Source organism: Neisseria leonii, from assembly GCF_028776105.2.
Lineage (GTDB): Bacteria > Pseudomonadota > Gammaproteobacteria > Burkholderiales > Neisseriaceae > Neisseria > Neisseria leonii.
Genome location: NZ_CP145606.1, coordinates 802,263 through 823,810 on the forward strand (window position 1 = coordinate 802,263; position 21,548 = coordinate 823,810).

The following is a 21,548-nucleotide window of genomic DNA, read 5'->3' on the forward strand; positions in this document are numbered from 1 at the left end:
TTCCGCCAGTTTTTCCGCCACCAGCCACAGCTGGCTGCCGTTGACGACACCGGTAGACGTTTTGGAAATTTTACCGGCGGCTACAGGATAATCTGCCGCTCTCCGCCCTCTCTACCGACAGCGAATACGCCCGACTCTGCGCGCCCGAGTCCGGCAAAGCCACTGTAGGTAATACCGTTTATCGTGGCGGTGTTTTCACTTGTCACCTCACGGTCTGCCGCCGAGCCTGCGCCGACCGCCACGCTGTTGCTCCGGGTAATTTGTGCGTCTTTACCCACGGCCACGATATTGCTCAGGCCATCTGAAACCGTGATATTGCTGCCCAGAATCTGTGCACCGGTTATCTGATTGAGCTTATTGTCGTTGCCCATTAAAATGAGATCGGTCGTTTGATTGACCACGTTGTTGCTGCCGGCGGTAAAAGTATCGTTCACATCGGTTACGGTATTTTTATAGCTGGTTACGGCGTTGCGTTGGATATGCTTCGCTGCATCGCTGCCTTTGAGCGTATTGCCCACACCGATTACTTGGCTGCGGATAACGTTTTCGGCCAGATTTCTACCGATAATGCCGACCGAACCCAGTTCTTTTTCGCACAAAACATCGAGTCTGCCGCGATGGACGAAGCATCATCCTCCGTAAACATCTCTTCCCGATAGGCATTGTTGATTTGGTTGCCCAAACCGGCAATCAACGCACCGTTACGATAACCGATACCGATAATCATCACAATTGACAAAAGTTAATTTTTGTTTAAAATGCGAATAGTATTGTTTCTTATTTTCCGGTTCGGCCTTCCCGAACCGGAAAATCGTGCGACAATACCCCCCAGACACAACAAGAGCCAAGTGATACAAGGATATTCGGGAGTAATCAGACAATGAAGAAACACACTCAACCCGCCGTATTGAAAACGGCACGCAAGCGAACGGCCGTTGTCGGCGCCGGCATTCTGGCAGCCGCCATGAACCCCGCCTTTGCCGAAACTCAGAGCGTCCGGCTGGATACCGTCAATGTCAAAGGCGGCAAGGTGGTACGCAGCGGCTACAAAGCCCCCAACACCACCATCGGCAAACGGATGCAGGACATTCAGAACATTCCGCAAAGTGCCACCGTCATCAACCGCCAAGTGATTCAGGATCAGGCGACCACCGATTTGAAATCCACGCTGAAAAACGCCGGCATCACCTTCCAGGCCGGCGAAGGCGGCCAGGCCGAAGTGCCGATTATCCGGGGCATGCACGCGGGCAACGATGTTTACGACGACGGTCTGCGCGGCTCTTCCGCCCAATTCAACAGCGACACCTACAACACCGAGCGTGTGGAAGTCCTCAAAGGCAGCGCGGCCGTCCTGTTCGGCCGCGGTGCGGCGGGGGGGGTCATCAACCAAGTCAATAAATCGCCCTATATCGGCACCGGGGGCGAAGTGGCAGCCGGTATCGGCACCCAAGGCAGACGCCGTGTTACCGCCGACATCAACCATGCCTTCAACGACGATATCGCCGTGCGCCTGAACGTGATGGGCGACAAAGCCGATTCCTTCCGCAAACCGGTGGAAAGCAAACGCTGGGGCATCGCGCCCAGCATCGCCTTCGGCCTGAGCGGCGATACGCAGCTGGAACTGTCCTACAAGCGCGACAACAGCGAGAAAACAGCCGATTTCGGCGTACCTTATCTGAAAACCGGTGAAAATACGCGCACGGCGGCAGTCGAAGCCGTCGATCAGTTCTACGGCTTCCACACCGATTTTGAAGACAGCAAACGCGACAGCTACACCGCGGCATTGAGCCACAAATTCAATGACAATGTGTCGCTGAACAACAATCTGCGTTACAGCCGCACCCGCTACCGCCTGCTGGGTGTGCCGCCGCGCCTGACCGAAAATAAAGACGGCACCTACACCATCGGCCGTGATCTGGGCAGGGGCAAGAAAACCATCAATTACGATGCGAACACCCTGACCAACAACACCGATGTCAATTTCAAATTCAATACCGGCGACATCAAACACGATTTGCTGGTGAACTTGGAGCTGACCCGAGAAAAACGCGACAACTACAACGACACCTACAACTTCTTCAACAAGGCAGACAACCGGCCCATTACCTCTCAGGCGTGGCGCAACCTGAAAACCCTGACCCCGGGCGTGCCTGCCGATGATGTTTACTATACCCACAGCAGCACATTGGGCAGTACACTGACCACCCGCACCGTAGGCGTGGGCGTCAACGATATTGTCGAACTGACGCCGACACTGAAAGCCGTCGCCGGTGTGCGCTTCAACAGCATCAAAACCGAAAACACGCCGGCCGGAAACGGCAACCGCGTGCAGCGTTCCGACAATATCTGGACCTACAACGGCAGCCTGATTTGGGACTACCGCCCCGGCAGCAATGTTTACGCTTCCTACAACACCGCCGCCACACCGGTAGCCTACCGCGTTACCGGCCAGAGCGACAGCCTGGATCCTTCGCAATTGGTTGCCGCACCGGAAAAAACGCGCACCATCGAAATCGGCACCAAAAATGCCTTCTTCGATGACGCACTGACGGTAAACGCCGCCCTGTTCCACACCAAGAAAACCCAGCAGTACTACCGCGATGCGGGCTTTATCGACTGGGCGAAAGTCTATGGTCTGGACCTGGAAGTGGCCGGGCGCGTTACCGACCGCTTCAACGTACTGGGCAATGTGATTGTCAGCAACGGCAAAATGCGCGCCACCTCGAGAAGCACCACCCAGCTTGACGGCCACTTCCCCGAAGCGGCGGCCAAAGTTACCGCCAACGTATGGGGCAACTACCGCATTACCGACCAGTTCAATACCGGTCTGGGCCTGCGTTATGTCGGCGACCGCTACACCCATATGCCCGCACGCGGCGGCAACGGTGTGATGAAGCAGAAACTGCCCGCCTATACTGCGGTTGATGCGATGGTCAGCTATGAAAACAGAAACTTCCGCGCCCAACTGAATGCGAACAACGTACTCGACAAGAAATACTTCGATACGGGGCACCGCCAACAGGCTATTCCGGGCGAACGCCGCAATTTCGTCGCCACCGTCGGCTACAAGTTCTAAAACCCGTCAAGGCCGTCTGAAACGCGTTTTCAGACGGCCTGTCTGTCTGTTTTTACCGTCGGGCAAACGGTTTTCCGCCTTGTCCGACGATAAAAACAGAAAGCGAGCCAAATCATGTTACTGCATATTGAAAACGTTTTAAGCGAAGCAGAATTGGTGCAGGCGCGCGCGATTCTGGCCGATGCACCGTGGGCCGACGGCAAAATCACCGCAGGCAGCCAGTCCGGCCAAGTGAAAAACAATCTGCAACTGCCCCAGTTGAGCGAAGCGGGTCAGGCCATGTCGGAGCTGGTGAAAAACGCCGTGCTGCGCAACAGTGAATTTTTCGCCGCCGCCCTGCCGCACACCGTCTTCCCGCCGCTCATCAACTGCTACCGCGAAGGCCAGCAGTTCGGCAACCACATCGACAACGCCGTCCGCCGCGACCCCTACACCGGCCAATGGGTGCGCACCGACGTTTCCAGCACCCTGTTTCTCAACGACCCCGACGAATACGACGGCGGCGAATTGGTCATTGAAGACAATTACGGCAGCCACAGCGTCAAACTCGCAGCGGGCGATATGATTGTCTACCCCGCCACCAGCCTGCACCACGTAACCCCCGTTACCCGCGGCCAGCGCATCGCCAGCTTTTTCTGGACGCAGTCGATGGTGCCGGGCGACGAAAAACGCACCCTGCTGTTCGATATGGACCGCGCCATCTCTTCCCTGCGCGCGCAATACGGCGAAAACGAAGAAACCGTTTTGCTCACGGGCGTTTACCACAACCTGCTGCGCCAATGGAGCAGCATTTGACGGCCGCCGCCAACCGCACACCGGCCGCCACAAAGGCCGTCTGAATCTCCTTCGCCCGCAACCGGCGGCTGAAATTAAAAATCTATTCCGACGAATGGATTTTTAATTTAGCAACGGACATCAGCCGCTGCGCTTCCTGCCCATCAAACACACCGTCGGCAATAAAGTGACCAAGCCTGCCACGGCATAAACCCTGTTCTGATTGCCCAGTGTATCGAGCAGCCAGCCCGAGAGCATCACCGCAGGGGCGATGGCCAAATACGAAATCAGACGGGTCAGAGCAACCACACGGCTGAGCAGGGCGTGTTCGGTCTGTGTCTGACGGTAGGTAAAATACGCCACTACGATAAACATCGAGAAAAACGACACCCAACCCCAAACAAAGGTGAGATAAAGCACATGGTCAAATGCCAGCAGAGCAAACATCAGCAGGGCAATGGCGGCAGACGAGTAAAAAATCACGCTGTCGGCAGAGTATCTGCCCACGATGTATCTGCCGGCCGTTTTTGCACCGATGATCGACATCACGCCGATAAAAATATAGTGATACGCCGCCATGCTTTTAGTCAGCTCAAAATGCACGGTATAAATCCAAATCAAAGCGGCAAGAATCATACGCAGCCCGAAATTGACAAAAAAGAACAGGTACGAATACCGCATCAAAACAGGCTGTTTTTTCAGATATGCCACGGCTTCGAGATTGTCGCTGATGAGACGGACGGGCTTTTCAGACGGCATAAAACGGTAGCGGATACCCCAAAACGAAACCGCCGACAACAAGTACAGCAGCGGTATCAGCAAAGCAATCCGGGTATTGTCCAAAAACGCAAACAGCACGCCCAATACCGCAGGGGCAATAATGCCTGTCAGACTGCTGATGGTGGCAATATCGCCATTAACCTTGGGCAGCTCCTGTCTGGCATACAGTTCAGGCAAAATCGACTGAAACACAGGGTGGTGAAACGCGGAAAAACCGGAAATCACAAAACCCAAAAAAATCATCAAATAGGCATTCTCGGCACGAAACGGCAGCAAAAACAACACTGTTGCTGCCAAAAAGCAGCAAAATTCACCCAGCAAAATCAATTTCTTTTTGTCGAACTTATCGGCAACCACACCGGCAATCGGCGTAAACAGCAGATACGGCAGAGTATCCAAAGCATAAGAAACAGACATCAATAAGGGCGAACCGGTCAGCTCCAACACCACCAGCGGAATAAAAAATAAGGCAATCCAATAGCCCAAAGTTGTGGCGAAATAGGAAAGATTGAGTCTGTTGAACATCCGGATACCCCTCTTTAAATTTTTTGTTTCATTTTTCTTGTCAAACAGCCGCCGCCTGCCCCACCAACACCTTGCGCGCCGTTTCCACAAACAGCCTGTTCAGGCGCGCCAGACGCGGGGACTGGGCTTTCCAGCAATGCCAATAAAGATGAATGTCAATCGTATGGCCGGGGTTCAGATCAACCAGTCTGCCCGCTGCCAAATCGTCCGCGCTCTGCCAGTCGGGAATCATGCCGTAACCCAGACCGAGTTTGACCGCATGGTAAAACGGCGTAGCAGCCGGCAGATAGATTTTGGCACAGCGTGCCGTATTCACGCCGAAATGGCGGCGCAGGAAAGCCGACTGCATTTCGTCTTTGCGGTCGAACATCAATAGCGGCGCGCGCTGCACGGCCTGCTTCGTCAGGCCGTCTGAAAAATGGCGTTCGACAAATACCGGTGCGGCCAGCAGCCGGTAGGCCTGAATGCCCAGATGGTGCACCTCGCACCCGGCCATCGCCTGCGGCCGGGTGCTGACCGCCGCCATCACGCGCCCTTCATTCATCAGCTTGTGGGTATGCTCTTCATTATCCGCCTGCACATCGGGCAGAACGGCTTCGTGCCGCGCCACTTCGGCCAACACCGGCAGCAGCCAGGTTTCCAGAGAATCGTAATTCGTCGCCACCGGCCATTCGTACGGGCGGTTCTGCTGTGCCAGCTCGTTGCGTACGTCCTGTTCCAGCCAGTGCAGATTGCGGATAAAGCGCAGTATTTTCTGCCCCTGCGGCGTGGCCCGGCACGGGCGGGTGCGCGTGACCAGTGCAAAACCGGTTTCTTCTTCCAAAGCCCGGATGCGCTGCGATACGGCCGAAGCGGTCAAATCCAACTGTTCGGCCGCCGCCTCGAAACTGCCCCGCTCTGTTACCGCCCACAAGGCAGTAAGCTGTTTACTGTCCCACATGAATCTTCCGTTAAAAAAATTTAAGCGGCCTGAAAAAAACTGTGCTTAGTCGCACAGTCTCTGCCGCCAAAGCATAATGCACTCCGTCTGCCACATAATAATAAACGTTTTACACCATGCAAGCATTTTTTTCGGGATTGATGATTACAGGCGGCCTGATTACGGCCATCGGCGCGCAAAACGCATTTGTGCTCAAACAAGGCCTGCTCAAACAGCACGTCGGACTGATTGTGCTGGTGTGCTGGCTGTGCGATGTGCTGCTGATCGGCGCGGGAGTGTACGGCATGAGTACGCTGATTTCGGACAACCTCTATGCCCAAACCGCGCTGGCGGCGGCAGGCGGCCTGTTTCTGCTGGCCTACGGCTGCAAAAGCGCGCGCTCGGCCTGGCTCGGCAACCATATCATGCAATTGGAGGCCGTCTCCCACACACCGCCCCCAGCCGGAAAAATCGTTCTGGCCACACTGGCACTGACCCTGCTCAACCCCCATGCCTATATCGATGCTATGATTCTCATCGGCGGTTCGGCTGCCGGTCTGCCGCAGGCGGGAAAACTGCACTTTCTGGCCGGTTCGCTGCTGGCCTCGGGCATTTGGTTTATCGCCATCGGTTTCGGCTCGCGACTGATGCTGCCGCTGTTTCAGCGCGCGCGCACCTGGCGGATTCTCGATTCGCTGATTGCGGCGATGATGCTGTATTTGTCCTACACCCTGTTCCGCCAGATTGCGCAGACGTGGTGGGTTTAGGCCGTCTTAATCTTCGCGGCGCGGGCGTTTGATTAAAATGCGCACCGCGCCGTCGTTGCCTTGATGCGGCTCGGCATAAGCCAGCACATCGGGGTGTGCCATCAGCCAGCGGCGCACCAGATTTTTCAGCACCGGCCGGTAACCGTTCGACCCCAAACCGCTGCCATGGACAATCTCGCCGCATACGCCGCGCTTTTTCAAAAATTCGATAAATTCACTCAGCACCTGCTGCGCTTCTTCCTGCGTATAACCGTGCAGATCCACATCGGCCGCCACCGCCCAATGCCCGCTTTGCAGACGGCGGATATCGTTCTGCCCCTGTCCGTTTTTGCTGAACGCGGCGGGCACATCGAGCCATTGGCCGTCGCCGACATAAAAATATTCGGTTTCATCGTCCTGATCCTGCACTCTGGGCTTAATCGGCGACAAATCGCGCGGCGGTATATAACGGCGCGTGTCTTTCAACGGCACAGCATCGCCCATCAGCGAACGGAAATCCACCGCTTCTTCGCGGTGTTTCTTTTCGGCCGCCTGTTGTGCCGCTTTCTGTTCGCTTTCCTGTTTGGCCTGTTTGCCCAGCTGTTTCAATAATTGCTGAATATCCTGATTCTGCATATTTTCCCCTGTTTTGATGCGGATTGCTGCCTGTCGAGGCTATATTTTGGCTGTCGCCGATTCGGACAACGCCCATACCGTTTTTGCCGCAGATAACCGAACTGCTTATGTCGGATTTAAAAATCCGACCTACGCCGCTGATAAATTGCCGCCGATGATATTGACTCCGGTAGGTCGGATACTCCGTATCCGACACGGCAGCACCCAAAAAAACCAGACCTCCGACAACCCCGGATAGCCGAACTGCTTTTCGCTTTGTCGGACTCGGGAATCCGACCTACTTAGCCATCCGGCCTGATGCGGCACGCCAAACCGTGCACCCGTTTTCAGACGGCATAAACGGCAAAAAGCCATTCTTCCGCCGCAACACCGTGAAAGAATGGCTAGATTTCTTAAAACAAAATTCTTATTTGAAGAAATCGCCCATACCCGCAGGCAGGCCTTTGGTGAATGCGCCCATGGTTTGCGATGTGGTCTGTTCGGCTTTTTCGCCTGCCGCATTCACGGCGGCCAACACCAAATCTTCCAGCATTTCTTTGTCTTCGGCCGCCTCGGCAATCAGATCGGGGCTGATGTCGATGCTTTTGACGACATGGTTGCAGGTCATGACCACTTTTACCAAGCCGTTGCCCGCTTCGGCACTGACTTCGGTCTGCGCCAATTGCGCTTGGGCTTTCTTCATATTTTCCTGCATTTTCTGGGCCTGCTGCATCAAGCCGCCCAAACCGGCTTTTCCGAACATTTTCCTACTCCTGTTTTGACTGTTTTCTGACAATACGGCAAAAGCCGCGGGCTTAATCGGTATGTTCCAACAATTCGAGGCTGTCCGCCTTCCATTCCCGGCAGTCCAACGCGGCCATCACCTGTTGGCAGACGGCCTCGTTTTCCAGCGAACTTTGCGCGCGTGCGCGGCCTTCCTGCTGCAAACGCGCACGGTACATCTTCGGCGTTTCCCAGCCCTGATGATCCTGCCAGTCCAGCGTTTGCAGTTTCAAATCGGGCAGCAGATAGGCATCGGCCAGAACCGCACGGATTTTATCGAAATATTCTTTGCGCGCCAGCAGCTCGGCATGGCCGTTTAACGAAAGGTACAGCAGGTTTTGCCCCGCATCATAATCCGCCCATGCGCTGTGCTGCGCCAGCATCTGCGCCGCGCCCAGCTTCGGTGCCAGCCGTTTGACCATCAGCGGCCAGTTTTCGGCGGCAAAATCGGGCAGGGGGACAAAATTTCCGGCTTCGGCCGCGGCTTCCTCTTCCGCGCCGTCTGCGGTTTCCGCCGCCATTTGCTGCACCATACTGTCCGCAGCGGCTTCGGATACCCCGTCCGCCGCGCCGCCGTCTGCCGCATCATCACGCGGCCAAGCGGCTTCTTTATATCCCAACGTCATATCAGACTCGGCAGCGGGTGCGGCCGTTACGCGGTCGGATACCGTCGGGGGGCGTTCCTGCTGCACCGTTTCTGCCGACGGATACGCCGTTACTGCCGTTTCACCGATACCGCTTCCCAAATGTCCGTTTTCAGACGGCCTTGATGTGGCGGAAGGCGGTTCCTGCTGCGCCCAAACGGCATCTGCCGCTCCCTGCTCGTCTTCCAAAGACGGGGTATCAGAAGCATCATCGGCTTGATAAACCGTGTGCCGCATACTTTCGACCGTCTGCACCACTGCCGCTTGTGCGCCGCCTGCTACATCCGCTTCTGCCTGCTGCACCGTTTCCCAAGGCGGGACATCATCGGTTTCACCGGCCGCCGATTCCTCATGCCCTACCGTTTGTGCGGCCGTTTCGATTGCCGCTTCGCTGTTCGGCAGCATACCGTCCGCGTTTTGCCCGTCTGAGGCCGTCTGAACCGCCGCTGTCGGCCTATCGGTTTCAGCTGCCGCTGCGGTTGGCTGCTGCGGCAGAACCGGCGGCTTTTTTGGCGCACCGCCCGTTTCCGCGCCCAACTGCGTCCCCTCCACCGTACCGTCCGGCGGACAACCTCCGGCGGCCAGCGGCGTGAACGCCAGCATACGCAGCAGCGTCATCACAAATCCGGCATATTCGTCGGGTGCCAAAGCCAAATCCTGCCGCCCGTGGACGACGCACTGATAATAAAGCTGAATCTGCTCGTCGCCCAAATATCCGGCCAACTGCCGCAATACCGCATATTCGGGATCGTCGGCGGCTATGGCATCGGGCACGGCTTTGAGCAGTGCCAGCCGTTGCAGCAGCGCGGCCAAATCGGCCAGAGCATGATCAAAGCCCACCGCACGGGCGGCCATTTCCTGCGCTTTAGCAATCAGCACGCCGCCGTCCTGACGAACCATGCCTTGCAGCAGTTCATACAGATAACGCTTGTCTACCGCACCGATCATGCGGCGCACATCTTCTTCGGCCACCCTGCCCGAACCCATGGCAATGGCCTGATCCAGCAGGCTCAACGCATCGCGCATCGAACCGGCTGCCGCGCGCCCGAGCAGTTGCAGCGCGCCCGCCTCAAACGGCACCTGCTCCTGATCCAGCACATAGGCCAGATGATCCGCCACCTGCTGCGCCGTCATATTGCGCAACACAAATTGCAGACAGCGGCTCAATACCGTTACCGGCACTTTGTGCGGGTCGGTGGTTGCCAGAATAAATTTCACATGGCCGGGCGGCTCTTCCAGCGTTTTGAGCATGGCGTTGAAAGCCGATTTCGACAGCATATGCACTTCGTCGATGATATAGACTTTGTAGCGTCCGGCCGTCGGCGCATACTGGGCGTTTTCCAGCACTTCGCGGATATTGTCGATGCCCGTATTGGAAGCGGCATCGATTTCCAGCAGATCGACAAAACGGCCGCTGTCGATCTGGCTGCACACAGCACATTGCCCGCAAGGCTCACCCTGCACCGTGTGTTCACAGTTGAGACTTTTGGCCAGAATGCGCGCAATCGTGGTTTTGCCCACCCCGCGCGTCCCCGTCAGCAGATAGGCGTGATGCAGACGGCCTTTGTCCAGCGCATTGCGCAAAGCCTGAACCACATGCTCCTGACCGACCAGATCGGCAAATTTTTTCGGCCGCCATTTGCGGGCGAGAACTTGATAAGCCATAAATATTCTTTTCAACCGTTTGAAGAACCTGCCTGCAACCGAAACAGAACGCGGCAAACCGCGCCATTTTAGCAGATTCGGCCGTCCCGCGTACTGCCGCAGCCGTCCGAAAGCCGAAAAGCATCATGCGGAAACAGGCAAGCCGTCTGAATCGGCCGCAACAGCGTTTTCAGACGGCCTCGGAGCCTGTATCCGACATCAACAAACCATAACCGTAGCGGCAGATCCGTAGGTCGGATTCCCGAATCCGACATCAACGGCCGGCCGCGTCAGAATGGGGCGGATACCCGTATCCGGCCTGCGGAGGGAAACTGAAAAAGTAATACAGAAATAAACAAGGCCGTCTGAATCAGGCGCAACGGCAGATTCAGACGGCCTCGGAGCCGTGAGCGGAAATATTGCCGAACCTTTGGCACCGGATTCACAAGCCCGACACCCATCATACCGATACGGGTCGGAATATCGGATAACCGGTATTCGTTCTACCGGCTCCGTAGGTCGGATTCTCGAATCCGACACCAATGGCCGGTCGCATCAGAATGGAGCGGATACCGGTATCCGGCCTACGCCTATTCCCAATATTGATATGTTGCCATATCCCAAGCCCCATCCGGTTGGGGAGGAGCTCTGCATTTCTGTCCGGCCGGATTTACGCCGCCCAGAAATCGCGCGGCGCGTCCAGAACGGGTTTGACGATGCCGCTGCGCACGGCAAAGTCGCCGAAGCCTTCGTCTTTCAGACGGCCTGCCGCCCAGGCGGCGAGCCAGCCGTCGATGATGGCGAGGATTTCGTCTTCGGTGATGTTTTCTTTAAACAGGCGCGGGATGCGGGTGCCTTCGCGGTTGCCGCCGGTGTAGAGGTTGTAGCGGCCGACGGCTTTGCCCACCAGGCCGATTTCGGCAATCATGGCGCGGCCGCAGCCGTTGGGGCAGCCGGTTACGCGCAATACGATGTGTTCGCCCGTCAGGCCGTGTCGGGCAAAGAGCGCGTCGATTTTATCGGTAAACTGCGGCAGGAAGCGTTCGGCTTCGGCCATCGCCAGCGGGCAGGTGGGCAGCGACACGCAGGCCATGCTGTGTTCGCGCTGCGGGGTAACGTCATCGCTGATTAAGCCGTGTTCGCGGGCGGTTTTTTCGATTTTGGCTTTATCGCGCGCGGATACGCCCGCCACAATCAGGTTTTGGTTGGCGGTCAGGCGGAAATCGCCTTTGTGGATTTTGGCGATTTCGCGCATACCGGTTTTCAGCGGCCGGCCGGGATAGTCAAGCAGGCGGCCGTTTTCGATAAAGAGCGTCAGGTGCCATTTTTTGTCTTCGCCCTGCACCCAGCCGATGCGGTCGCCGCGCGAAGTGAAGGCGTAGGGGCGGATGGGTTCGAACTTCGCGCCCATGCGGTTTTCCACTTCTTCTATAAACACGTTTTTGCCCACGCGCTCGATGGTGTAGCGGGTTTTGGCGTTTTTGCGGTCGCTGCGGTTGCCCCAGTCGCGCTGCACGGAAACCACGGCGGCAGCGGCGTCCAGCGTTTTTTCCAGCGGCACGAAACCGAATTCCACGGCGGTGTTGGGATAGGTTTTGGTGTTGCCGTGCTCCATCGACAGGCCGCCGCCCACCAACACGTTAAAGCCGACGAGTTTGCCGTTTTCGCCGATGGCAACGAAGTTCAAATCGTTGGCGTGCAAATCGACATCGTTGTGCGGCGGGATGACGACGGTGGTTTTGAATTTGCGCGGCAGGTAGTTTTTGCCCAACACGGGTTCGGTGGCATCACCGCTTTTCACGCCGTCCTGCAAGGGGGTGGGCTCGGCGAAGTGTTCGGTGGAATGCAGTTTTTCGCCGTCGAGCCAGATTTCGGCGTAGGCGCGGGTTTTCGGCAGCAGGTGTTCGCTGATTTTTTTCGCCCACTCGTAGGCTTCGGCATGCAGGCTGCTTTCCACGGGGTTGCTGGTGCACAGCACATTGCGGTTCACATCGCCTGCCGTGGCGATGGAGTCCAGCCCCAATTCGTTGAGCCATTGGTGCATGGGCTTGATATCGTCTTTCAACACGCCGTGGAATTGGAAGGTTTGGCGGTTGGTCAGCCGGATCGAACCGTACATGGTGCGCTCGGTGGCAAAAGTGTCGATGCCCAGCCACTGCTGCGGCGTAATGATGCCGCCGGGCAGACGGCAGCGCAGCATCACGTTTTTCAGCGGTTCCAGTTTCTGTTCTACACGTTCGGCGCGGATGTCGCGGTCGTCCTGCTCGTACATGCCGTGAAAACGGATGAGCTGGAAATTGTCGCCGTTGAAACCGCCGGTGAGGCCGTCTGAAAGGTCGTTCTTGATGGTGCCTTCCAGATAGCGGCTCTGCTCTTTCAGGCGTTCGTTGTCGGCAAGCGGCGCATCGGGCAGCTTGGCGCGCGGGTCGGTCGTGGTCATGGTGGTGTTCCTTTATGTGGTCAGCCGTTTTCAGGCTGCTTGTCGGTGGATGCGGCCGGCAGAAAGCAGATGGGCTGGGCGGGGTCGGTGAAAACCTGATACACGGCCATTCAAACCGGCTGTCATTTCATTTAAAAACAAGTCTGTTAAAAACAAGTCTGTTCATTTTTCGCTAAAATACCGTCTCTTTTACTTTACGGGGAATTGTTATGAACGCCTGGTTCTTATTGGGCATGGCCATTGTGGTTGAAGTGATTGGTTCAAATTCGGTTAAAGCCAGCGATGGCTTTACCAAACCGCTCCCCGCCACCATTGCGGTAATCGCTTTTGTGGTTGCCCTGTATTTATTGTCCATCATTACCCGCACCTTGCCGCTTGGGATTGTCTACGCCGTTTGGTCGGGGGCGGGGATTGTGCTGACTGCGATTGCCGCCTTCTTTTTATTCGGCCAAAAGCCCGATTTGGCAGGCTTTATCGGAATGGCGATGATTATCGGCGGTGTGTTGGTCATCAACCTTTTTTCGTCCGGAACGGCCCACTGACCGCTTGCACGACCCGTTGATTTTCTGCGGCGTGCCGACCGTGATCCGCACACTGTTTTCCAAGCCCGAAGCGGAACGCCGATTCCGCAAGATCATCCCCTGTCCCCACAAGGCTTGAAACACGTTCTGCCCGTCCTTGAATTTCACTGGCAGATGGGTCGCCTCACGCTCAAACACCACGCTGATTCCCGACAAAACCGGGCCGGCTTCGGCTGTTGCAGCAAATGGCTGCCGGGTAACTCGGTTCGCGATGGCTGATCCCGGTTCAGGCTGCCTGAAACGGCCGTGCTTAATACACATCGCGCTGATAGCGTTTGTCTTCGCGCAAACCGTTCAGATACTCTTCGGCATCGTCGCGGCTCAACCCGCCCTGCTGTGCGATGATGTCGAGCAGGGTGTGCTCCACATCACGCGCCATGCGTGCCGCATCGCCGCAAACATAAAGATGTGCGCCCTGTTGCAGCCATGCCCACACTTCGGCGGCGTTGTCGGCCAATTTGTGCTGGACATAGGTTTTCTCTCCGCCCTGACGGCTCCACGCCAAATCGGCACGGGTCAGCAGGCCGCTTTTGCGGTATTGCAGCCATTCGGCCTGATAGAGAAAATCGTCGGTAAATTTGCGGTTGCCGAACACCAGCCAGTTCATGCCCGTATCGCCGTTGGCTTCGCGCTGCTGCATAAAGGCGCGGAACGGGGCGATGCCGGTTCCCGCACCAATCATGATGACCGGTGTTCCGCCGTTTTCAGGCAGCCTGAACAGCTTGTTGGGCTCGACAAACACGCGCACTTCGCCGCCCTCTTCCCAATCCTGCCCCAAACAGCCCGAAGCCGCGCCGGTATAGGTTTCGCCGTGATGCTCGAAACGCACCACGCCCACGGTCAGGTGCACTTCCTCGCCCACTTCGTCCTGCGCCGAGGCGATGGAATACAGGCGCGGGGTTTGTGCGCGGAACAGATCGTGCAGGGTTTGGGCATCGGTTCGGACGGGATATTCGGCCATCACGCCCACCGGCGGCGTGGCGGCCAGATACGCATTGAGCGCGTCGGGGTTTTCGACCGTGCGCTGCAATTGGGGCGCACCGCTCAAAACGGCATACTGCTGCAACCACTGCGGCGTATTTTGCGTGATGTCCAAATCTTCGCGCAGCGCGCTGCGGATGTCGCGGCTCGATCCGTCGGCTTTTTTGACCGTTTCGCTGCCGTCCAAACCGGCATGGCGGAGGATTTCGTCCACCAGTTTGCCGTTATTGACCGGCCACACGCCCAGCGCGTCGCCCGCCTGATAGCGGATACCGGAGCCTGTCAAATCGATTTCGATATGCTGCACGTCTTTGTCCGCCCCGCGCGCGGTGATTTTCTGGCGCACCGACAAAACGGCGGTAAACGGCGCGTCTTTGCTGTATGTTTTGCCTTCGGCCGGTGCGGCGGGTGCACGGTCGGCAGCGGGCGTGCCGGAAGCGGCCGCCAGTTTCGCCACTGCGGCGGCCGTTTCGTCCGTCCACGCATCGGCCGCAGCCTGATAATCCAAATCGCATATGCCCAATGGTACAATGCGCTGCGCACCCTGTTTGGCAAACGCGGCATCAAAATCCCTGCCCGCCTGACAAAACGCGGGATAGCTCGAATCGCCCAAACCCAACACGGCAAAGCTCACCGCCTGCAAATCGGGGGCTTTTTTGCCAGTCAGCAGTTTGAAGAGCGGCACGGCCTCTTCCGGCGGCTCGCCCTCGCCCTGCGTGGACGTAACCAGCAGGACAATATCCTCCTGCGCCAACTGTTTGGCTTTGTAGTCGGCAACGGCGGTCAGCGCGGCATTCACACCGGCCGTTTCCAATTTGACCAACAGCTGCTCGGCCACACGGCGCGCATTGCCGGTTTGCGAAGCCGACAAGATGTGTACGCGGCGCGGAGCAGCATCTTGGGGCGCGGCGGCGTTTTCAGGCTGCCGGGCGGCGGCTTGGGCGGTTTGGCTTTTCGCCCAGGCATAACCGGCCACAAACGCCAATTGCTGCGGATTGAGCGTGTCCAAATGCGCTGCCAGCTCGGGCGTGATGGGAATGGTGGTCATGGGTGGTTCCTTATGATTTTGGCGCACACGATAAAACAGGCCGTCTGAAAGGGGAAAGAATGCTTTTGCTTTGCTTAAGACAGGGCAGTTATCAGCCCTGCCCCGTTTTCAGACGGCCTTTCCCGATTTCGCGCTACTGTAATCCACAGGCGGCCGCAAAGAAAAAGAATGCTTGGTTGTATCCAAAGACGATTTGGTTATAACCCGATACCGTTTTCAGACGGCCTGGCCATGATGATTGCCCGATCCCATGTCGGATACCAGTATCCGACCTACGCCAGCTACCGGTATCCGATATTGCCCGACAATATGTTTTGCAAAGCATCAAAACAAAGCAGGTCGGATTCTCGGATCCGACATTGCCCGATAACATTTCTCCCCACAGCATCAAAGCAGCAGGCCGTCTGAAAACACCCCGTCTGCCTTCTAGGATTAAATCTCGAAACAGTCGCTGTCGCCCCCGCTGATCATGCCTGCGGCAACCGTGTGGTTGGTGGCCTCGTCAATCAGGATAAACGCGCCGGTGGCCGGATTGTCGGCATAAGCAGTCGCATTTAAGGGCTGTTGCAGCGTCAGGCTGATATGGCCGATGTCGTTCATGGCCAGCGTTTCGGCCGACTGCACTTTGCTCAATGTATGCACGTCCCACACATAGTTGATGCTTTTGACTTTGGCGGCAGTAGTCTGGTGGGTGTGTTTGAGCAGGTAGCGGCGCGCGGGATTGAGCGGTTTGCCGTCAAACCAGCACACGGCGGCCTGAATCTGTTTTTCCGGTTCCACACCGCTGTCTGCGCCCACCAGCGCATCGCCGCGCGAAATATCCACATCGCGGTCCAGCGTGAGCGTCAGCACCGCGCCGGCTTCCGCTTTCTCTACCCGCCCCGAGGGCGCATAAATTTCGGCGATACGCGCCGTCTGCCCGTTCGGCAGCACTTTCACCTCATCGCCCGTTTTCAGACAGCCTGAGGCCAGCCGTCCCTGATAACCCCGGAAATCGTCGCTGCTGCTGCCGTCCTGGCGTACCACGCGCTGAACAGGGAAATGCGCCGCGCCGTTGTAATCCACTTCGGCCGCCGGCAGCCGTTCGAGCAGCGGCAGCAGAGCCTCGCCCGTGTACCACGGCGTATTCGTACTGCGGTGGACAATATTGTCGCCGCCCAGCGCGCTGATGGGGATAAAGTAGAGTTGCGCCGCCAGCCCGATCTGTGCGGCCAGCGCGCGGTAGGCTTCGGTTATCCGCTGATATTTGGCTTCGTCAAAACCGATGAGGTCGAGTTTGTTCACGGCCACGATAATGGACGGCGTGCGCAGCAGTTTCAAAATCGCGCTGTGGCGTTTGGTTTGCGGCAGCAGAACCGGCACTTCGGCGGAGAAATCGACCCGCACCGCATCAATCAGCACCACCGCCGCATCAGCCGTGGACGCGCCCGTGACCATATTGCGCGTGTACTGTTCGTGCCCCGGCGTATCGGCAATGATGAATTTGCGCTTGGGCGTGGCAAAATAGCGGTAGGCCACGTCTATCGTGATGCCCTGCTCGCGCTCGGCAGCCAAACCGTCGGTCAGCGCGGCAAAGTCGGGCGTTCTGCCGTCTGCCGCCGCCTGTTCCAACTTGGCCGCCTGATCCGAAAGCAGGGTTTTGCTGTCGTACAGCAGACGGCCGATTAACGTAGATTTGCCGTCATCGACGCTGCCGGCGGTGATAAAGCGCAATACGGCGGTTTGCGGGCTGCCCATTTTGTGTCCTTTCTCGAATGCGGATAGCGTTTTCACGCTACTGTAATCCACAGGAGGCCGCCAAGAAAAAGAATGCTTGGTTGTATCCAAAGACGATTTGGTTATAACCCGATACCGTTTTCAGACGGCCTGGCCATGATGATTGCCCGGGACAATGTCGGAATATCCTGAACATAAATCACGTGTAGGTCGGATTTTCAAATCCGACATTCTTCAAACTGGTTTTGTCGGATACAAGTATCCGACCTACGTCCTACGCCAAATTGCCCGTAGGTCGGATTCTCGAATCCGACATTTCCCGATAACATCTCTCCCGACAACATCAACAGGCCGTCTGAAAACACCCCGTCTGCCGTTTGCCCGCATTTTTCCGCCCGAGCGTCTTCAAATCCGCACAAAAACGGAGTACATTCGGTTTTTTACCGTTTGACTCAGGATACCAGTGCCATCATGGACCGTTTCCCCAAATCCGCCAAGCTCGACCACGTCTGCTACGACATCCGCGGCCCCGTACACAAAGAAGCCGTCCGACTCGAAGAAGACGGCCACAAGGTTCTGAAACTCAATATCGGCAACCCCGCCCCTTTCGGGTTTGAAGCCCCCGACGAAATCCTGATTGACGTCATCCGCAACCTGCCCACTTCGCAGGGCTACTGCGATTCCAAAGGCCTCTATTCCGCCCGCAAAGCGATTGTGCATTATTATCAGACCAAAGGCCTGCGCGACATCAGCGTCGATGATGTCTATATCGGCAACGGCGTATCCGAGCTGATTACCATGTCGATGCAGGCACTGCTTAACGACGGCGACGAAATCCTGATTCCCGCACCCGACTATCCGCTGTGGACGGCTGCGGCCACGCTGGCGGGCGGCACGGTACGCCATTATCTGTGCAATGAAGCGGACAACTGGGCCCCCGACGTGGCCGACATCGAAGCCAAAATCACGCCGTCCACCAAAGCCATCGTCATCATCAACCCCAACAACCCCACCGGCGCGGTGTACAGCCAAGCCCTGCTCGAACAGATTGCCGGACTCGCCCGCCGCCACGGCCTGATGATTTTCGCCGACGAAATCTACGACAAAATCCTCTACGACGGCGCGGTACACCACCACATCGCCGCCCTCGCGCCCGATGTGCTGACCATCACGTTCAACGGCCTGTCCAAAGCCTACCGTGCGGCCGGTTTCCGTCAGGGCTGGATGATATTGAGCGGCCCCAAACACCATGCACAAGGCTATATCGAAGGCTTGGACATGCTCGCTTCGATGCGTTTGTGTGCCAACACGCCGATGCAGCACGCCATTCAAACCGCACTGGGCGGCTATCAGAGCATCAACGAGCTGATTCTGCCCGGCGGCCGCCTGCTCGAACAGCGCAATACCGCCTACGAAATGCTGACCGCCATCGAAGGCATCAGCTGCGTCAAACCCCAGGGCGCGATGTATCTGTTCCCGAAAATCGATACCGAAATGTACGGCATCACGGACGACACCCGCTTTATCTTCGACCTGCTGCAACAGGAAAAAGTGCTGATGGTGCAGGGCAGCGGTTTCAACTGGCCGCACCCCGACCACTTCCGCGTCGTTACCCTGCCCCATGTCCACCAGCTCGAAGAAGCCATCGGCAAACTGGCACGCTTTCTCAAAACATACCGCCAATAGATACGGCAGGCTGCCGCCGGACAAAACAAGGCCGTCTGAAAACGGAAACCGGTTTTCAGACGGCCTCGGCATGCCCGCCGGCCATTCACCACCGCCAAACCCCGCGTTCAGACCGCTCCGTCCTCAAACCGTCTCCTGCTCCCCATCCGAATCCGGCCGCCTGACAGCCACAGCAAACTGCTCCCCTGCGGGCATCACCAAACCGCATTTCCCCAAACACCGCCCCACCGCAGGCCGGCAGCCTGCCGTTGCAATCTGCCGCATCCGGGCAAAAAAATGGGAAACGGCAGTACAAAGATTGGGCGGAAACAGACCATCCTGCCCGGGCGGGGCAGGATGGTGAAGCACGGTTGCTCAGCCAAACGGAATATGGATCATGACAAAAAAACAGCAGATTGGCCGCACCGCATGCCGGCAGCGCGCCCGGAACGCCACACCGAACGCAATCCGGCCGACCGCGCCGTGCGCCTGAGTGCGTTCCGCATCTGCTGCACAGCCGGCAGTAACGGCAAACCGGCAAAAGGCCGTCTGAAAACGGCTGTAACCGGATTTCAGACGGCCTTAGTTATTGCGGGCTTCGGGAACAGTTTTATTGTCCCGCTTTCAACTGCTGCCACAGCCGGGTTTGCAGCTTGATGCCTTCCGGCGATTTGGGCAGAACCACAAAGCTGTTGGCCATCACTTCGCTGCTCGGGAAGATGGAAGCATCGTTGGCATACACTTCTTCCATCATCGCGCGCGCGGGCTTGCTGGCGGGGGCATAGGTAACGAAATTGCCGTTTTTGGCCGCCACTTTGGGATCCAGCGTGTAGTTGATGTATTTGTGCGCATTGGCCACATTGGCCGCATCTTTCGGAATCATAAACGAATCGATCCAGACGCCGACACCGGTTTTCGGGGTCAGCACTTGCAGCTTCACGCCGTTGCCCGCTTCTGCGGCACGGTTTTTGGCAATGTTCAGATCGCCGCCGTAGCCCACGGCCACGCACAAATCGCCGCGCGCCATATCGTCGATGTAGCCGGAAGAGCTGAACCGCTTGATGTCGCCGCGCACGGTTTTCATCAGATCATTGGCAGCGTTCAAATCGTCGGGCGACTCGCTGTTGGGGTTTTTGCCCAAATATTGCAGCACCAGCGGATATTGTTCGGTGGGGCTGTCGAAAACGCTGATGCCGCAGCTTTTCAGTTTTGCGGTATAGGCCGGATTAAACACCAAATCCCATTCGTTTTCAGGCAGCGCACCGCCGCCCAAAGCCTGTGCCACTTTTTCGGTATTGATCGCCAGCGTGTTGATGCCCCAGAAATACGGTACGGCGTATTTGTTGCCCGGATCGACCTGCGCCATCTGTTTCAGCAGCTCGGGATCAATGTTGTTGTAGTTCGGAATACGGCTTTTGTCGATTTCCTGATATGCACCGGCCTGAATCTGGCGGCCGACGTTGGCGATGGACGGTGCCACCAGATCATAGCCGGACTGGCCGGTGAGCATTTTCGCTTCCAGCGTTTCATTGCTGTCGTAATAGTCGTAACGCACTTTCACGCCGTTTTCGGCCTCAAATGCGCTGACGGTTTCGGGATCGACATAGTCCGACCAGTTGTAGATATTCAACTTGTCGGAGCTTTTTTCCGCACCCGCAACAGGGACGGAAGCCGGGTTTTCCGAAGGTTTGTTTTCGGTTTGGGCATGATTGGAACCGCCGCAGGCCGCCAGAAGCAGGCTTGACAGCGCAGAAACCAACAGTGTTTTTTTCATTGGTGTGTCCTTGCATTGTCTGTAAACGAAAAAACATTCCCGGCTGTTTTCAGACGGCCTTCTGCCCGAAAACGGCCGGTGCCCCGCGCGATCCTGAAATGATATTCTCTCTCTTAACGGACTTGCCCCGCATTAAACGGCATATTGCCTGCCGATGCAAGCCTTTGTCCGCCGAACCGGAATTTTTTTCCGCCTTCCCGCACCGCAACCGCCCGCCCCGCCGCCCGCCGCAGCTTTTCAGACGGCCTTGAATATGGGAAAATCCGCGCATTCTTTCATTTCATTTCGAGGGGCATTGATGTTAGACAGAGAAGGTTACCGCCCCAATGTCGGCATTATTTTAATCAATGATAAAAACCAGGTTTTCTGGGGCAAGCGTGTGCGCGAGCATTCCTGGCAGTTTCCGCAGGGCGGAATCAAGCCCGGCGAAAGCCCCGAAACGGCCATGTACCGCGAACTGTTGGAAGAAGTCGGCCTGCTGCCGCACCATGTCAGAATCATCGGCCGCACACGCGACTGGCTGCGCTACGACGTGCCGAGCCACTGGGTGCGCCGCGAATGGCGCGGTTCCTACCGGGGACAAAAACAGATTTGGTATCTGCTCAAACTCGTCGGCCGCGAAAGCGATGTCCACCTGCGCGCCACCAGCCACCCCGAATTCGACGGCTGGCGGTGGCACGAATATTGGGCACCGATTGACGAAGTCATCGATTTCAAACGCGGTGTTTACGAAGGTGCGCTGCAAGAGTTGTCGCGTTACCTGCGCGGTCTGGAAAGCTATGAAGACTTTCTCGGCCGCCGCAGCTGAGTCCGCACCGGTCGAGGCCGTCTGAAAAC

General features: G+C 57.1%; 16 protein-coding genes. 6 read left to right on the forward strand and 10 right to left on the reverse strand.

All coding sequences use genetic code 11. From position 1 onward, the window contains the following. Positions 1–80: 80 nt before the first annotated feature. Positions 81–599, reverse strand: coding sequence for a hypothetical protein (locus tag ORY85_RS03945; protein WP_274571257.1), 519 nt, complete (start codon positions 597–599; stop codon positions 81–83). Positions 600–880: 281 nt separating this feature from the next. Here ORY85_RS03945 and ORY85_RS03950 point away from each other — a divergent pair, with 281 nt between their 5' ends. Together ORY85_RS03950 and ORY85_RS03955 are read left to right on the forward strand one after the other, a co-directional pair. Next, the gene (locus tag ORY85_RS03950; protein ID WP_274571256.1) at positions 881–3,076 is read left to right on the forward strand and encodes a TonB-dependent siderophore receptor; all 2,196 of its coding nucleotides are present in this window, start codon (positions 881–883) and stop codon (positions 3,074–3,076) included. A 114-nt stretch (positions 3,077–3,190) separates the two neighbouring features. Then, on the forward strand, positions 3,191–3,871 hold the full coding sequence (locus tag ORY85_RS03955) for a Fe2+-dependent dioxygenase (RefSeq protein ID WP_274571255.1): 681 nt from the start codon (positions 3,191–3,193) through the stop codon (positions 3,869–3,871). A gap of 120 nt (positions 3,872–3,991) precedes the next feature. Here ORY85_RS03955 and ORY85_RS03960 read toward each other — a convergent pair whose 3' ends face one another. Both ORY85_RS03960 and ORY85_RS03965 read right to left on the reverse strand, forming a co-directional pair. Next, a complete protein-coding gene (locus ORY85_RS03960; RefSeq protein ID WP_274571254.1) occupies positions 3,992–5,155 on the reverse strand; it encodes an MFS transporter in 1,164 nt (387 codons plus the stop codon). 40 nt (positions 5,156–5,195) lie between these two features. Continuing rightward, on the reverse strand, positions 5,196–6,095 hold the full coding sequence (locus ORY85_RS03965) for a LysR family transcriptional regulator ArgP (protein ID WP_274571253.1): 900 nt from the start codon (positions 6,093–6,095) through the stop codon (positions 5,196–5,198). Positions 6,096–6,211: 116 nt separating this feature from the next. Here ORY85_RS03965 and ORY85_RS03970 point away from each other — a divergent pair, with 116 nt between their 5' ends. Further along, positions 6,212–6,841 carry a LysE/ArgO family amino acid transporter gene (locus ORY85_RS03970; RefSeq protein WP_274571252.1) on the forward strand — a complete coding sequence of 210 codons (630 nt, stop codon included), beginning with the start codon at positions 6,212–6,214 and terminating at the stop codon, positions 6,839–6,841. Positions 6,842–6,847: 6 nt separating this feature from the next. Here the strand turns inward: ORY85_RS03970 and ORY85_RS03975 are convergent, their stop codons facing one another. From ORY85_RS03975 to cysI, 4 genes are all read right to left on the reverse strand, one after another. Beyond that, positions 6,848–7,456: a Smr/MutS family protein gene (locus ORY85_RS03975; RefSeq protein WP_274571251.1), complete on the reverse strand. Its 609-nt coding sequence runs from the start codon at positions 7,454–7,456 to the stop codon at positions 6,848–6,850. Between the two features lie 406 nt (positions 7,457–7,862). Next, positions 7,863–8,198: a YbaB/EbfC family nucleoid-associated protein gene (locus ORY85_RS03980; RefSeq protein WP_274571250.1), complete on the reverse strand. Its 336-nt coding sequence runs from the start codon at positions 8,196–8,198 to the stop codon at positions 7,863–7,865. 52 nt (positions 8,199–8,250) lie between these two features. Then, positions 8,251–10,527 carry a DNA polymerase III subunit gamma/tau gene (gene dnaX, locus ORY85_RS03985; protein WP_274571249.1) on the reverse strand — a complete coding sequence of 759 codons (2,277 nt, stop codon included), beginning with the start codon at positions 10,525–10,527 and terminating at the stop codon, positions 8,251–8,253. Between the two features lie 649 nt (positions 10,528–11,176). Then, entirely contained in the window at positions 11,177–12,946 is a 1,770-nt protein-coding gene (gene cysI / locus ORY85_RS03990) for an assimilatory sulfite reductase (NADPH) hemoprotein subunit (RefSeq protein ID WP_274571248.1), read from the reverse strand. Between the two features lie 209 nt (positions 12,947–13,155). Between cysI and ORY85_RS03995 the strand changes: the two genes are divergently transcribed. Beyond that, complete coding sequence (locus tag ORY85_RS03995; protein ID WP_274571247.1) at positions 13,156–13,488, forward strand: multidrug efflux SMR transporter; 333 nt, start codon at positions 13,156–13,158, stop codon at positions 13,486–13,488. 289 nt (positions 13,489–13,777) lie between these two features. On the opposite strand, the gene ORY85_RS04000 is transcribed toward ORY85_RS03995, so the two are convergent. Then, complete coding sequence (locus ORY85_RS04000) at positions 13,778–15,556, reverse strand: assimilatory sulfite reductase (NADPH) flavoprotein subunit (RefSeq protein ID WP_274571246.1); 1,779 nt, start codon at positions 15,554–15,556, stop codon at positions 13,778–13,780. Between the two features lie 432 nt (positions 15,557–15,988). Further along, positions 15,989–17,293, reverse strand: a complete 1,305-nt coding sequence (locus ORY85_RS04005) for a sulfate adenylyltransferase subunit 1 (protein ID WP_274571245.1) — start codon at positions 17,291–17,293, stop codon at positions 15,989–15,991. Positions 17,294–17,743: 450 nt separating this feature from the next. On the opposite strand from ORY85_RS04005, the gene ORY85_RS04010 reads away from it, so the two are divergent. After that, positions 17,744–18,958, forward strand: coding sequence for a pyridoxal phosphate-dependent aminotransferase (locus ORY85_RS04010; RefSeq protein ID WP_274571244.1), 1,215 nt, complete (start codon positions 17,744–17,746; stop codon positions 18,956–18,958). 589 nt (positions 18,959–19,547) lie between these two features. On the opposite strand, the gene ORY85_RS04015 is transcribed toward ORY85_RS04010, so the two are convergent. Beyond that, the gene (locus ORY85_RS04015; RefSeq protein WP_274571243.1) at positions 19,548–20,711 is read right to left on the reverse strand and encodes a polyamine ABC transporter substrate-binding protein; all 1,164 of its coding nucleotides are present in this window, start codon (positions 20,709–20,711) and stop codon (positions 19,548–19,550) included. Positions 20,712–21,009: 298 nt separating this feature from the next. Here ORY85_RS04015 and ORY85_RS04020 point away from each other — a divergent pair, with 298 nt between their 5' ends. Continuing rightward, the gene (locus tag ORY85_RS04020) at positions 21,010–21,519 is read left to right on the forward strand and encodes an RNA pyrophosphohydrolase (protein ID WP_274571242.1); all 510 of its coding nucleotides are present in this window, start codon (positions 21,010–21,012) and stop codon (positions 21,517–21,519) included. The last annotated feature ends 29 nt before the right edge of the window (positions 21,520–21,548 follow it).

Bases quoted from the DNA above. Each gene is read 5' to 3' on its own strand.
- ORY85_RS04000 (WP_274571246.1), bottom strand. From the start codon at position 15,556: ATGACCACCATTCCCATCACGCCCGAGCTGGCAGCGCATTTGGACACG.
- ORY85_RS03950 (WP_274571256.1), top strand. From the start codon at position 881: ATGAAGAAACACACTCAACCCGCCGTATTGAAAACGGCACGCAAGCGA.
- ORY85_RS03970 (WP_274571252.1), top strand. From the start codon at position 6,212: ATGCAAGCATTTTTTTCGGGATTGATGATTACAGGCGGCCTGATTACG.
- ORY85_RS03995 (WP_274571247.1), top strand. From the start codon at position 13,156: ATGAACGCCTGGTTCTTATTGGGCATGGCCATTGTGGTTGAAGTGATT.
- ORY85_RS04010 (WP_274571244.1), top strand. From the start codon at position 17,744: ATGGACCGTTTCCCCAAATCCGCCAAGCTCGACCACGTCTGCTACGAC.
- ORY85_RS03975 (WP_274571251.1), bottom strand. From the start codon at position 7,456: ATGCAGAATCAGGATATTCAGCAATTATTGAAACAGCTGGGCAAACAG.
- ORY85_RS03960 (WP_274571254.1), bottom strand. From the start codon at position 5,155: ATGTTCAACAGACTCAATCTTTCCTATTTCGCCACAACTTTGGGCTAT.
- cysI (WP_274571248.1), bottom strand. From the start codon at position 12,946: ATGACCACGACCGACCCGCGCGCCAAGCTGCCCGATGCGCCGCTTGCC.
- ORY85_RS03965 (WP_274571253.1), bottom strand. From the start codon at position 6,095: ATGTGGGACAGTAAACAGCTTACTGCCTTGTGGGCGGTAACAGAGCGG.
- ORY85_RS03980 (WP_274571250.1), bottom strand. From the start codon at position 8,198: ATGTTCGGAAAAGCCGGTTTGGGCGGCTTGATGCAGCAGGCCCAGAAA.
- ORY85_RS04005 (WP_274571245.1), bottom strand. From the start codon at position 17,293: ATGGGCAGCCCGCAAACCGCCGTATTGCGCTTTATCACCGCCGGCAGC.
- ORY85_RS03955 (WP_274571255.1), top strand. From the start codon at position 3,191: ATGTTACTGCATATTGAAAACGTTTTAAGCGAAGCAGAATTGGTGCAG.
- dnaX (WP_274571249.1), bottom strand. From the start codon at position 10,527: ATGGCTTATCAAGTTCTCGCCCGCAAATGGCGGCCGAAAAAATTTGCC.
- ORY85_RS04020 (WP_274571242.1), top strand. From the start codon at position 21,010: ATGTTAGACAGAGAAGGTTACCGCCCCAATGTCGGCATTATTTTAATC.
- ORY85_RS04015 (WP_274571243.1), bottom strand. From the start codon at position 20,711: ATGAAAAAAACACTGTTGGTTTCTGCGCTGTCAAGCCTGCTTCTGGCG.